General features: G+C 33.1%; 7 protein-coding genes. 2 read left to right on the top strand and 5 right to left on the bottom strand.

Annotated elements, in window-relative coordinates; translation table 11 throughout:
- Nucleotides 1–183 precede the first annotated feature (183 nt).
- Together FGM02_RS16900 and FGM02_RS16895 are read left to right on the top strand one after the other, a co-directional pair.
- Nucleotides 184–2,922, top strand: coding sequence for an alpha-L-rhamnosidase (locus tag FGM02_RS16900; RefSeq protein ID WP_139959679.1), 2,739 nt, complete (start codon nucleotides 184–186; stop codon nucleotides 2,920–2,922).
- A gap of 11 nt (nucleotides 2,923–2,933) precedes the next feature.
- Entirely contained in the window at nucleotides 2,934–3,242 is a 309-nt protein-coding gene (locus tag FGM02_RS16895; RefSeq protein WP_139959678.1) for a sulfatase-like hydrolase/transferase, read from the top strand.
- A 240-nt stretch (nucleotides 3,243–3,482) separates the two neighbouring features.
- Here the strand turns inward: FGM02_RS16895 and FGM02_RS16890 are convergent, their stop codons facing one another.
- The 5 genes from FGM02_RS16890 to FGM02_RS16870 form a co-directional block, all read right to left on the bottom strand.
- The gene (locus FGM02_RS16890; RefSeq protein WP_139959677.1) at nucleotides 3,483–5,153 is read right to left on the bottom strand and encodes a glycoside hydrolase family 43 protein; all 1,671 of its coding nucleotides are present in this window, start codon (nucleotides 5,151–5,153) and stop codon (nucleotides 3,483–3,485) included.
- A 161-nt stretch (nucleotides 5,154–5,314) separates the two neighbouring features.
- Nucleotides 5,315–6,682 (bottom strand): T9SS type A sorting domain-containing protein, encoded by a 1,368-nt coding sequence (locus FGM02_RS16885; RefSeq protein ID WP_139959676.1) that lies wholly within the window; start codon nucleotides 6,680–6,682, stop codon nucleotides 5,315–5,317.
- A 238-nt stretch (nucleotides 6,683–6,920) separates the two neighbouring features.
- Nucleotides 6,921–7,694: a 3-keto-disaccharide hydrolase gene (locus tag FGM02_RS16880; RefSeq protein WP_139959675.1), complete on the bottom strand. Its 774-nt coding sequence runs from the start codon at nucleotides 7,692–7,694 to the stop codon at nucleotides 6,921–6,923.
- A gap of 91 nt (nucleotides 7,695–7,785) precedes the next feature.
- Nucleotides 7,786–10,821, bottom strand: coding sequence for a G8 domain-containing protein (locus FGM02_RS16875; protein WP_139959674.1), 3,036 nt, complete (start codon nucleotides 10,819–10,821; stop codon nucleotides 7,786–7,788).
- Nucleotides 10,821–14,789, bottom strand: a complete 3,969-nt coding sequence (locus tag FGM02_RS16870; protein WP_139959673.1) for a G8 domain-containing protein — start codon at nucleotides 14,787–14,789, stop codon at nucleotides 10,821–10,823. The genes FGM02_RS16875 and FGM02_RS16870 overlap by 1 nt, the downstream gene beginning before the upstream one ends.
- Between the last annotated feature and the right edge of the window lie 245 nt (nucleotides 14,790–15,034).

Below are 15,034 nucleotides of genomic sequence, written 5' to 3'. Positions count from 1 at the left end.
AAAACAAATTAATTACTAATCGACAAGTAAGTTAGTGATCAATAAGGCTGTTTTATGTTTTTTAAGTATATGGATAGAATAAAATTTATTGATAAACTTATACATTCAACCAAGCATGCTACAGGACACGTTTTAAAAATAGAATGATCATCTTTAAAAAATATTTTAAAATTTCTTAGAAAAATGAGGATACACATTTTAGTATTATTGATGCTTTCGACTCTTTTCGCTTGCCAGAAACCTACGGAATACAGTATTTCGCACAAGTCAGAATTAAATTCGTTGGATACGAATCCCATCACTTTTAGTTGGAGATTCAATACAACAGAAGACAATGAACAAACTGCCTATCAAATTGTACTTTATTCACTAAATAAAAAAAACAATGCTACAAGTGTTGTTTGGGATTCAGGAAAAGTTAAGAGTAAAGAGCAAAACTTTATTCCATATGAAGGAGCCAATTTGAAAGGGGGACATGAATATTTCTCTAAAGTTAAAATTTGGGATGAAAATAATAATGAATCAGAATGGAGTATACCTCAAAAGCTAATCGCTCCTTTAGTAAATAATGAAGACTGGGGAGCTCAATGGATTACTTACGATTATAAATCAGAAAATCCGCTACCAATATTTCGAAAAGGTTTCAAGGTAAATGAAAACTTAGAAATTGATTATATACGTTTTTATATTGCGGCACCAGGTTTTTATGAAGCGTATATAAATGGGAAAAAAATAGGAGAAAATGTATTAGATCCTGCTCAGACTAATTTTAATGATTATATGTTTTATACCGCCTATGATATTCCGTTAGAACAATTAAAAAAAGAGAATGTACTGGGTATTATGCTAGGTAATGGTTGGTACAATCAAAATGTGGTTTGGAATACATCTATGATTTATGGACAACCAAATCTAATAGGGCAATTACAACTATTTTATAAAGATGGAACTTCGGAAATAATAGGTACAGATACTTCTTGGAGCTGGACGGAAGGACCAATTACTTATACTAATATTTACACAGGAGAGCATTATGATGCGAGAAAAGAGATTCAAGATTGGTCATCAAATTTAGAAAACGATTCGCTTTGGAATAAAGCACTATTAAGTCAAAAACACCCCAGGAAACTTGTAGAACAGTTTGTAGAACCAATTAGAGTGATGGATACTATTGTTCCAATAAAAGTAACAGCAAGTAGCGAAGGGAAGTATATCTATGATTTTGGTCAAAATTTCACAGGTTGGACTAAGTTGCAAATTGAAGGAGAAAAAGGACAAGAGATTATCATACGCTATTCCGAAGAAATGGGGAAATCGGGTGAATTAGATTTTAGATCAACAGGAATCAAAGCGACTAAAAATATACAGACCGAAAAATATATTTGTAAAGGTGGTGGATTGGAAATTTGGGAACCTCGATTTACCTATCACGGTTTTAGGTATGCAGAAGTATCAGGCCTTAATAAGAAGCCATCAAAAAAAATGTTAACTGGATTGTTAGTGTATTCTTCTATGGAGGTAATGGGTAGTTTTAAAACTTCGGAACCTAATATTAATAAATTACACGATTTAACGGTTTGGACTTTAAAAGGCAATATGCAAGGTATTCCAACAGATTGTCCACATCGTGAAAAATGTGGATGGACGGGTGATGCGCATGCCGTTGCAAAAACACTTATTCATAATTTTCAAGCCCATAAGTTTTTAAAAAAATATGCTTATGACATGAGATCTTCTGGAAAAAATAAAAAAAAGGAACTTTATTTTGGAAGAAATTTTCATGATCGTAGTATAATAACAAAACCTAAAGGAATAACAACAATGATTGCCCCAGGAAGACGAACAAGTGGTACGGCATCTCCAGATTGGGGAACAGCTGTTGTACAATTGCCCTGGTATATTTATACTTATTATGGAGATAAAACCATCCTAAAAGAGTTTTATAATGATATGACTACTTGGGTGAATTATGTAGGTTCTAAAAAAGAAAATGGACTTATTGTTCATGGATTGGGAGATTGGTGTCCTCCAAAAGGAACTAGTAGCATTGAATGTCCTGTACCTGTTAGTTCCTCGGCTTACCACATTTTAGATGTATCTATTTTAAGGAAAACGGCAAAAATATTGGGCTATAAAGAGGATGAACAAAAGTATAAGTTATTAGAAAAGCAACTTAAAGAAAGTTTTAACAGTTCTTTTTTAGATAAAGAAAAAGGAACTTATGGTAGCCAAACCGCCAATAGTATGGCATTGGAAATAGGAATTACCCCTGAAGCCTATAGGAAAAAAGTTGCGAAAGCAATTGTTGATGATAGTGCTAAAAATCACAACGATTTTTTAAGTACTGGGATTTTTGGAATTTCTAGAGTTTTTCAAGCTTTATGCGAAAATGGACAAGAAGAGAAGGCATACCAATTACTTACTAAAAAAGGAGATCATAGTTTTGAAGCCATGTGGTCACATTATGATGCTACCACTTTATGGGAAATTTTACCAGTTAACACAAACCCAGAAGAATATGATAAATTGATGCTAAGAAGTCATAGCCATCCAATGCAAGGTGGGTTTGATGCTTGGTTTTATTCGGGTATTGCAGGAATAAATCCGTCAGAGGAGGAGCCAGGATTTAAGAAAATAATTTTTAAGCCGTATTTAACAAGGCAAATAGAACACGTTGAAGCTTCGTATAAATCAAAATATGGGGTTATTAAAAGTTCTTGGATAAATAAAGGAGGTGTTTTTTCTTGGGAGCTTCAAATACCGAAAAACTCAAATGGAGAGATATTTGTTCCTAATTATGGGGAAAATGTTTCAATAACCATAAACGGAGAAGCAGTTAGTAACCAAGATCTATCTGCTGATTTTACGAATATTGGTTCTTTTGCTTCAGGGACTTATAATATTGAAATGAAAAATTCATAAAGAAATCCTATATGAAATATACCATTTTAAAAGATCATAATTATTTAATAGTATTGTGTTTTCTGCTAATAATTAACAGTTTTAGTTTTGCACAAAATAGCGACTCAAAACCAAATATTCTTTTTATCCCTGTAGATGCTATGAATGATTGGATAGGACCATTAGGCGGTATGGGTTTAAGTAAAACACCTAATTTAGATAAACTAGCATCAGAATCTATGTTATTCAAAAATGCACATTGTGCATCGCCTGCATGTTCTCCTTCTCGTTTGGCAATACAAAGGATGTTGTTAATGCAAAAGCTTCAGCAATGGCTTTGACCCTTCAAAATTTAGGAACTATGAATCGCCTAGCTTTAATTGCGGAGTTAGGATATAAAGGTGTGGTTATTTAGAAAGTTGCCTGCGGTTACTTAATTGTAGGTTTCTCTGGTGCTCCAGCAGAAATTGACATGGAAATTTCTAAAATTGGGGTAGGTTTTCATTCTAAGTCCTACTAGAAATCATCAACTATTTTTATTATATATCAGATATGAGTCAGAATCAATATTTCAATAGTAATTATTTTTTAGATGCTCCTTTCGGCCCGTCATAGCTATAGGTAAACCAATCAATATCAATAGCGCCTTTAGGTTGAGAATTCATACTGTAATAACCTACCATATTGGGCGTAAAGCCAGAAAATAATAAACGAACTTCTTGTCCAAATTGGTTGAATTTTTTTCCATCTAAACTATAATAAAAAGTAGCTAAACCATCGTTTACTTTTGCTTGGAACCAAATTACGTTAGTATCGAGTAATTTGCCTTTTTGAATTGTAGGAATATCATTTTTACCGGATCTAAACAGCAACTGTAATTTTCCGGATTTTTCTTTTTTTAGGGCGATAGCGTTGTTTTGTTGAGAAGAAATGTGAAACCCGATTTCTTGCCCAAAAACCATTTTGCTTAGCTCTATTTTAGTGGTCATTACATTATTATTTCTTCCCATTAAACGTTGTCCAATAATATTTGGAAGTTCATCTAGACTGTTATTTTTTGAGGAAGAAGGGACAGATGATTTTAATCTTAAAAAACCAGGCCTTTCTGTAAGGGACCATTTTTCCATATCAGGGTTAAAGCGCCAGTTCCATTGCATCCCTAATTCAGGAAGGTTAAAATAGTCATCAGTTGCAGGCGCTTTTACGGCATGACCCTGTATTGGCTTTTTATGTTGCCAAATAACTTCTCCAATACCATTTCCATCGGTATCAATACCTACATTTGGCCAACCATCTTTCCAAATTACAGGCTCTAGAAATTGTGGTCTTCCCATATATCTTTCCTGGGGAGTTCCTGTAGACAATTGATGTAAAAACCAGCTTGTGCCATTTTCTAAATTAATGAAAGCTCCTTGTGCAGGGTTTCTATTAGTTCCATTTCCGTTTTCTAAGATAAGTTTTCCTTCCCAAGGACCTTTTATACTTTTTGAGCGTTGAATAGCTCCTTTTCTTAGTCTGTTGCCTTGAGCATCTTTTTCTACATAAACATTCGAAACATAGTACCTGTTTTTGAACTTAAAGATCTTTACAGCCTCTCCTTGATAAGTGTTTGTTACAAGAATTCCTTCTCCTTTGTTTTCTAATATTTCAGTCCCATCCCATGTCATAGGGTAGATTCTAACTTCTCCATGAGTCCATAGGCCTATCCATGCTTTCTTAGTTTCTAAGTCCCAAAACACACCTGGATCTGTGGTGTTTATATGACTGCCATTTGCCCAAGTAATTTCTTTAGGGATACTCCATGGTCCTTCCATCGTTTTCGCTTTAGAATAGACTATAATATGTGTACCTCCAGGCTTTATATTTCGTTTGTTGTAGCACCAATAGGCAAAGTACTCTTCCCCATTATAACCAAAAGAACCCGCCCAGTTTCCGCGACTTGTTAGTTTCCTTTCTTGAGTAATACTAAAATTTTCATCATAATCTACTGGAGCATTCATGATATGGTTTGAAAATTCCCAGTTTACTAAATCTTTTGATTTTAAGAGGACCATACCAGGAACAAAATGATTTGTGGAAGACATCATATAAAACGTATCTCCCATTCTAATAACGTCATTATCGGGGTAATTACTTTGAAGAATTGGATTTTTGTAGGTTCCATTTCCTTGATCTCCCCATCTTCCTGTTTGTTGTGCGTTTATAGTGTTTTGAGAAACAATAATTATAAGCGTTAATAAAATTTGTTTCATTTTTTTAGGTAGTGTGTTGATGGATTAATAAACCGAAGTATTATTTTTAATATGGAAGGAACTGAATATTATACTGTTATTTGACAAATGGACAAAATAGTAAAAACCACCTTACCAAATGATAGGTAAGGTGGTAACTTAGCACTTTCTTGTAAAAGAGATTAATTAATAAAAAGCTTTTTAATAATTACTTCATTAGCGTCTTCAATAAAGAACTTAACAATATATATTCCAGCACTTGTATTTTGTAAGTTTAAAGTGTTTTCTGTTTTCTTGTATTGAATTGTTTTTCCTGTTACATCAGTGATTTCAACCTGTACATTTTGATTTAATGTTAAGTTTTTTACATTTAACGAGTTACCATTGTTTAATGGATTTGGATATATTAGAATATCTGTAGATTCTAAGTTTAAAGTTTCTATAGATCGTTTATCTTTAGATGAATCTCCAGATTTTCTAAAAGCATTAGGTCTTACAGTTCTAGCAGCAAATTTTTTCGTAGGTAAAATACTAGTTAGACCTTGAAAATTCTTTTTTTGTTCTATTAGCGATAAAGCAATACCTGTCATACTATTAGCATAATTTCTTCCATTATTTTCTGTTTCGGGATAAAAAGTAAAAGCAGGATTGTAAGTTACAGGCATAATCACTACTCTATTATTTTGTAGAAACTCAAATCTCAAGTAGGTTCTACTTCCAAGCCATCTAACAAATTCTCGCGTTTGTTCAAAACCACTAGGGGTTCCGTAAGGGTTATCCATACTACTTACAGGTAGTTGAAAAATAATCCTTTTGTTGTTAAGGGTTGGCTCACCTACTATCCACCTAAGTAAATCTTGTCTGTTTTGGTTTTTAGTTGTATCATACCATTTTTGAGGAATACCCTCTATAACAACACCATCTACATTTGTGTCTTCAATAAACTCTTGACTATTAGAGGAGTTACCCCGAGCGGTAGAATAAAGTTTAACACCAGCTCTTCCGTTTGCATCCAACCAATCTCTCATTCTTTGAACTTCATTCTTAGACCATCTATAAATAAGGTTGTTCTCAGAATTACTTCCTTCATAATTATCATAAAACATAAGAGCATTAACACTATATCCACCTCGATCACTGGTCGTACGAAATAGATCTACTAAATAATCATCTAATTCAGGTCTCTCTAAAAGGTAATCGGGAGCATTAGGCCTAAGAACCTTGAACTTTGTTCTTGCTATTTCTACATATCCAGTATTTGTATTATTAAGACTAGCTGCATTAAAAGTTCTAACAAAAGAATCAAACTCATCTCCATTACCTAAGTTTTCTTCACCATCGTTGGGAGTCCCAGGCAATGAAACGAACTTGTTGGCACGTTTAATATTTAACCCTTGTACTTTTCTGGCGGCGTCTTCCCATTGGTCAGTTACATCTAATGAACTCCTTGGTGCAGCTATGGTACCTAGCCAAACTTGATATTGACTATAACTATCGAGAGACAGTAGAAGGCTAGTAATGATTGTTACTTTTAAAATAATTTTTTTCATGGTTAAAGTTTTAATGGTTGTTGTGAATACTTATATTTTAGTTATTCATTGTAGTTCAAAAGTCTAGTTAAAATAACAAAATTACATCCTGCTGCTTCTGTAAGGGGCTTAAGAGAATTTTTAAATGGAATCAATATATAAGTAGCTGTAATCTATGGAATCATACTACTGTTTAGGTACAAAAAAATCCTTAACGAATATTGTTAAGGATTTTTGTTTTTGTTCACGAAACTCAAAGTTAGATTTCTTTCAATAAGATATTTCGATACTGAACTTTCATGGGAGGCCCCACATGAACCTGTAGTCCAATTTTTCCAGAAAGGGCTCTGTTAATACTGTCTTTGTCTATTACATCACTAAATAACACTCCGTTTACATAATGTTTCAATCTGTTTCCTTTAATGATTAAGTGAAGTTGATTCCAGTCATGATTCTTGATTTTTGCTTTCAGAGAATCTGAATCATTTAGTGTTTGTAAAACCTTTCTATGAGTCCAACAGTTTTTTGTGATATTAGCTCTTAATGAACCACCGTTATAGTTTTTGTCTTGAGAATAAATAGCTGCTTTTTCACCTCTATACCCTAAGGTTGCTCTCTTTCTTTCCTCATAATTCTGACCTGTATATTTATGTTTTCCATCTATATCCGCTTGATATCCTCGAAGGGCATAAGGAATTCCTTTAACCGTTTCACTTCTATAATTGACACCACTATTCCCGTTTTTTGAAATTTTAAATTCTAATTTTAGTTCGAAGTCACTTGGAGTTCCTCCTTTCCAAATAAGGAACGTGTTTTTTTTAAGTTGAATTTTAGGTGTTGTTATTCCATAAATAATTCCATTTTCTACAGTCCAGATATTTAAATTTCCTTCCCAATTATCTAAAGATTTACCATCAAATATTGGTTTGAAATCTTCATGTTTTGATATGTTAGTATTGCATGACAACATAATAAATGCTGAAATCACTATATATAAAATAGGTGTGAATGGTTGTAATTGTTTTTTGTTCATATGCAGATTCATCTAAATGGTTCTTAGTATAATGATAAAAAGAGTTGCTTATTTATCATTGTACTAAGAACCTTAATTTTGTTGTCTATCATTATTTCACAAATAATTTCTTCGTAAGAATTTGTTTTTTATCTTCAATAAAGAATTTTATAAAATAAATTCCTGTTGAAATATGATGAAGTTTTATTGTGTTTCCTATGATTTCTGAATGCACTTCTTTTCCAGTAATATTATATACCATAACCTTAACATCATTGTAGCTTTCTAAACCGACAATATTTATTATTTGGTTAGAGTTGATAGGATTAGGGTATAAAGTTATACTATTGTTTACTTGTACAGATTGAATATTTAACAGTGGTTCATTTTCATATAGTGGACCTAAACCTATATACTCGGTTCCTGCAAAAGTTTCATCTCTATCTGTAACACCATCATTATCGGTATCTAATACGGGCCAACCCGCAGGTTGTATATTCCATTTAAAATTAATAACAGAAACTCCTAGTTTTGTACCAAAGAACTTTACGTAAAAATGGTTTCCTAGTTTGGCAACTGTTGTTTCGCTTGAGTTTTCTAAAGCTGTTAAGGTTGTAGCTACAGGATAGTTTTCTTCTGTAGTAATCCCTGCAAGTTTCGCAAAATTCTTCATTCTAATGATTATATGGTCACCATCTTTGTAAGTGTCTTCCAATCTTAATGTAAGTTTTCTGCTATCAGGTAGATTTTCAAATTGAATCGTGTAGAGAAAATCATCATTTAAAATGACAGCCGTTTGAGGAATATTATAAAAACCATTAGAATGATAATGCCCTGCTTTAGATGTTCCTGCTTTAGTTCTTGTAAAAGTCATTCTAGGAGCATTAGGGTCATTTTCATTACCGCTAATTATTGGGAAATTAAGATGTCCAATACGTTTTTTTGTGAAGTAGGTATTCCGCCAATTTTCAAAAGGTTTTTCTGTACCATCACGGAGCATATTGTGATTAGATATTATAGTTCCTCCACCTGGTACACCAGTTAAAGAACCATCTTTGTCCCATATAGCAAAGATCCATACTCGAACATGTGATGTACTATTGGCACCTGCAGGGCCATTCTGCAACCTGTCATAATTTGGAAGATTAAAATTGGGAGGTCCCGTAAAATCTTTCTCAATACCTGATACCACATAATTTGGATGCTTTTTAGAGCCTCCAATTGATGCTGCGTATTTTGTTTCTGGCTGATTCCAACCTACTAAATAAGAGTTAGTTATAGAAAACGCTCCGTCGTATGCTTTCATTAAAACACGTTCTCCATTAAATACACTTTCACCTGATTTTGCAATAAATATACAGTTGAGATGATCTGTATAATTCGCATGCATTAAATGAATTTCGTTGTCAACAAACACATTATTTCTAAAAATAACGTTTCTAGTAGGGACGCCACCACCAATACCACCATACACGCCAATTTCATTTGCATACCAAGTATTGTTGTCTAAATAGCGTTTTTCTGTTCTGTTCCAACTTGCATTGGCTCCTATGGAATGATCTTCTCTTAGAATATCAAATATATCAAAGCCATTTTTATTACTATGGGCTGTATTTCCTGAAAATTCACCTAATTTATCTCCTCTCGGATTTAAATTTTTTAGTCTGTCTACACCTGAAGACTGTTGAATGGGCTTATCTGGAAAAATAAACCAAAAACCGGTACCATCTGAACCTCCTGCTATATTGTTTGTAACAATATTGTTTGGGTTTGTAAGCCAATAACTAGATGGCGAAGCATTTTGTGGGGTGCTGAATTGATTGTCAGAAGGTGTTAATTCGTCTCCCTCGTCTGGCTTTCTTGTAACGGCTACTACATTATTTCTAATAATATTAAAACGTTCGCCTCCATCTTCCATAAATAAACCATGACCTAGATGGTCCACACAGAAATTACCCTCAACTAATGTAGACTCTGTTCCATGAATTGTAATTGCACGGTTATAGCTTCTATAAATACTCGTGTTTTTTAAATATTGCCCAGCACCTCTTTCTTCTACTAAATGCCAATGGAAAGGGTATCTACCAAGTACCTTTTTTTGCCCCATTTTATGCAACTCTATATCTTCAACATGAGCAATACCATTGAAATGAACCATAATGTGGCCACCATATTGTAAATCTTCTGAATCAGAATCTCCTTGGATTTTTATGCTTTTTGATAACAATCCTACCTCTGCTCTAATATCAGCATTCCATGTTTTGTTTGATGGACTAGTATAAGAATGAGCTGTACCGATATGTGGATATTGTAATACCGAATCTAATCTAATTGTTTTTTTATTATTCGAAATGCTTTTTATAGTTTTTACTTCCGCTTGATTCATATTAATTCGAGAAGATAGAATAATTATAGAATCTCCAACCTTCCAATTTGTAGCAGGGTCTACCAAGCTTATAACATTTCTATTTTTTATTGCATTGGCACTTAGTTTTGTCCAAGATAATTTTTTTTCACCATGTAGTTCAAGAACTCCATTGTCCATAACAACAATTGATTTTGTTGAGACGTTTGTATTGGGAATTTTTTTCTCAGTATCCGTACCAATCAAAGTTATGACTCCATTTTTTAAATAGGGTTCCGTTTCTGTTCCCCATTCAAAGTAGGCTTGTGCTCCTTTTACGAAAATAAATTCTGTGGAAATGCGAATGTCTTTTGAAAGATCGACAATTAATTTTCCAGCAACGGTAATAGATTTTACACTGATGTTTTCATCTAATACCAACACAGAATTTTCATCTATAAAAACATCATCTGTATTTGTTGGCTTTAAGTTTCCAACCCAACTGTTTATAGATGACCATTTATGAAGCCCTGTAATATTACTACCTACTGGTAGGCTAACATTCCCGCTATAGGGGATAGACGTTATAGTAGACAATATAGCATCAGGTTTTGAAGAAAACCTGATGCTATTTGTTTTTCTTGATTTGCTAGATGTGATATAGCTATCTGAATCCTTGTTGTTAGCATGCAATAATACTCCTGATACAAGTAAGAGAAGTAGAACTAAGTATTTCTGATTCAATAAGCTGTTTTTCATAAAATTGATTAATCTATTTTTATTTTTCACTCGCGTGTTTCTCATTATTTTACAAATAATTTCTTTGTAATGATTTGATTTTTATCTTCTAGGAAGAATTTTATAAAATAAATTCCGGATGAAGTTTTATGAAGTTTTATTGTGTTTCCTATGATTTCTGAAGGCACTTCTTTTCCAGTAATATTGTAAACCATAATCTTAATATTATTATAGTTTTCTATACCAATAACATTTATTATTTGGTTAGGTTTAATAGGATTAGGATATAGTTTTATCGCATTCTTTGGGGCAATTTTTTCAACAGCTAAATCAGCGCATGGTAGTGTAGGGTCAATGGCATTGTTCGCACGAATCCAATCAATTTCAAAAGAAACATTGGTATTAGAAATAGGATCTATTCTAAAACCTTTAATTTTTTGTCCTTGCCATTCGCTATTCGAAGTCATATCAAAAGAAAGAGTTTGGAAATTACCATTGCCCGTGTAATTTTTGAAAACTGTTCTTGTTGAAGCAGGACCACTATTTTCATTTTGCCAAAAAAATTGTACTCTGCTGCTGGCTGTATTAGCTTTAAGTCTGATACTAAGTGTACTAATGTCTGAACCTAACATGTCTAAGAAACCATTTTTTATAATTTGAACATCACCACTGCTAGACGAGGAGGTTCCCTTTAATACTCCTAATTCTTCTGTAATACTACCATCTGCATTTTTTTGTGTAAATCCATCAAAAATCGTACTGTCACTATTAAATTCTAAAGCAAAATCTGAAGCGGAATTAGAATCTCTACAAAGGCTTATTTCATCGGCATCTAAAATTCCATCTCCATCAGAATCTTGAATTGTGGATGTTGATGATACACTATAATTTTCTGGAATATCAAGACCTAATTTTATGTAATTGATCTGAACATTTGCAGAAGATGTACTATGAATATCTCCTATATGAGATTCGTGAAAACGTAATATTAATTTTTTAACTTTTGTAAATTTATCAAATTCAGAGTCTTGACCAATACGAATGTTTTCGATGTCCGAAGACGCATAAGTTCCTAAACTTAATGTTGCACCTTCGGTATCTTCAATTAATACTTCTACATCAGGTCCGGTATAATTAATATTCAACGTATTGAAATATTCCCAAACTTGTCTAGAAGCTAAATTAATTACATAATCGGTATAACCAGCTTGACCATTACCATTGTTTTCAATAGTAAAATTTACTTTGGTATTTGCATAAGTAAAAGAGGGAACGGTCAAGCCATCTGTTGTAGTTGCGCTATCTCTAGAATCGTCATTAGTGTCAATAGATCCTAAATCCATAGATCGAATGCTATAATCTATTAAGGTAACATCATCTAAAATATCTCCCCATTCTGAATCATCATTGCAATTTCCGGCATTACAAATAGTCGCACTATTTCTAAACCTGAAGTCTTGTCCAAACTGTCTTTGTAGATGATTACTTTGTATTCCTGTACTAATAAATTTAAAATAAAAGGTGTTATCTTTTATAAAATAGGCTTGGTTAGTACTTGATTTTAGTTGTGCCATACTTGTAACTCTTGTAGCATTTCCACCATATGCTATGCCTGGAATGTTTGAATACGCAACAATCATGTTTTCAGAATTTGTTTTACAACCGTCTAAAACGCCTACCATGTATTTAGAGAGTTTATGGTATTGAAGATAATAAGTGTACTCTAAATCGTTTGTAATAACAGGACCATCAAAATATATTTGCTGTGTCTGTACATTAAAAACAGCATGAGTGGTTTTATCAGGATATTCTGTAATAAAATAACGTGGTGTAAAAGCACCATTTGCTTTATCCGTAAAATCAATATTTCTAAAATAATTATATTCTTTTACTGAAGTAATCCAAGCACCCCATTCTGGTTTTTCAATAATATCAGTTTGTTGTACGTTGGCACCTTTTTCAAATAAGTTTCGCCCGTTAGGATGCGATGAAATAATAGGAGATACTCGGCTACCAGCATGTCCTGTAAGACTTCCATCTTCGTCAATAATACCACTTAAATACATATAGCTTACATAAGAAGTATTGGTGAAATCAAATTTATTAGCTTCCGGTATAGCAGCGTCATAAGTAATTCCTCTGGCAAAATGATTGGTCGATTTTCGTGAAGCTCCATTGGTTTGGAAACAAAAAGCATTAGCTCCGTTAGAATCGAAACCTGCAAAATGTGTATCTACAATTCCAGAAGGACCGTCGTAAATACTATGTCCTCTAAAACCATTGCTAAAAACTTTTGCTCCTCTATCAGGATAGGGCAATGTTCTGCCTGCTTCAATCTCACTTGCAGATGTAGGCGTACCAATATTGTCAGATTTACCAACAACTAATGAATTGAATAAAGTTTGTGTATATGAGAAAAAATCAGAACGTCCATTATCTGCAAATTTACAATCATAAAAATCCATTTTATTGGCTCTAATCCAAACATTTCTATCAACTGATTTATAACCTGTAAATCGATTAATGGTTGGAATGAATTGACTTCCATTGGCATTTTGTGGTCTGTAATGTCCATTTGTCAGTTCTTCCGTAGTTTTATCTACTCCACTATCGATACCCCAATTAAATAAGTTTGAATGAGCTTTGTTATCATCAAAAACTCCCATAGGTTGAATTCCTGGTTCATAGCTTGAACCAGATTCATTTATTGGCTCTATTAAAACGAGATGCCAAAATCCTGAACCATCTGAACCGGCAGCAACATTTCCTATAAAGTCATTGTTGGGGTTTGTAATCCAAAATGTTGATGGAAATGCCTCTTCAGGGACACCTCTGTCGGCACCAATACCAATATCATTAGGTGTAGTTTCCTCTCCATCTTTGGGTCTTTTACATAAAACACCCAAGTTGTTTTTAAATAAATTACCAGTTTCATCTCCGTCCTCTAAAAAATATCCATGTCCCAGAAAATCAAAACCAACATTACCTTCTACCACTGTATTGTTTGTTCCATGAACAGTAATAACTCTATTGTATGAGGTGTGAATACCTGAGTTTTTAATGTATTGTCCATTGGCATTTCCTAATAAATGCCAGTGCCAAGGATACTTACCGAGTTGAGATTTTTGTCCCATTCTATACAATTCAATATTTGAAGCTTTTGAAATAGAGCCGGACATAGACATAATATGCCCACCAAAACCGTTTGATTCACTTGAAATGTCTCCTTGTATTTTTAAATTATGTGTTAATAAACCGACTTCAGCTCTTTCGTCTAAAATAAGGTCTTTGGTACCATTGTTATACGTTTGTTCAACACCCCAATGCATATAGTTTAATGGAGCATCTAGTCCTAAAATATTACCTGTTATTGAAGTGATTTTTCTTTTTTCCGCTTGATGTGGGTCAAAGTCTGTTGATGCAATAACAATTTCATCACCAATTTCCCAATCAATAGTTTCTTTTAAAGTAATGTTATTAGCCCCTGCTAATGCGGTAGCGTTCAATTGTGTCCAACTTTTTTTTGCAATACCATGAAGTTCTAATCGTCCATTTGACATGACCCCAATTAATTTGGAACCCATTACAGAGCTTCCCATTAATACCTCCGAAGGGTTTGACCCTGTAAGTGTAATAATACCATTTGCCGAATAGGGAGACGCTGTACTACCAATTTGCATTAATCCACCATTTTGTATCATCACACCCTTGGTTGTTAACTCGAAATTTGTGGTTAGACTAAAAGGACTTAAAATTCCAAAAACACTTATACTTCTAGCTGTCATTGTACCTGATAGTGTAACTCTAATTCCATTCGGAATGATAACATCATCAAGGTTTGTAGGAATGGAATTAGAACTCCATGTAGAATTATTATTCCATTCACCATTTGAGATTGCAGTGATAGATGCTAGTGCATTTATAGAGTAATGATCATTGGGATTAATGACCTCATTCTTTCCTTCGTAATGTGAATACGAAACTGAAATGAAATTTATAGATAAAAGGAAAATGAAAAGGAGTATTTTTTTCATAAATATTGATTTTTTTAAAGTGGCTATAAAAAATATTTAATTTGTATCAAAGTTTGTGAAAAACTGTGACAATTGCATCCTGTTACATCTGCTCCGTTTTTATATGGTTTTAGTGGTTTTTATGTTTAAATAAATAGTATTCTAATAATGTATATGTATTATTGTTAATTATTTGAATGTTGGAATTTTATTTAACTAAATAATCTCAAGAATATTGACAGTTCAAACTTTTATTTGTGGATTTA

It is taken from the genome of Flavicella sediminum (assembly GCF_006381105.1).
In the GTDB taxonomy this organism is placed as follows: Bacteria; Bacteroidota; Bacteroidia; order Flavobacteriales; family Flavobacteriaceae; genus Flavicella; species Flavicella sediminum.
This window is presented reverse-complemented; position numbering and strand designations above follow the sequence as displayed.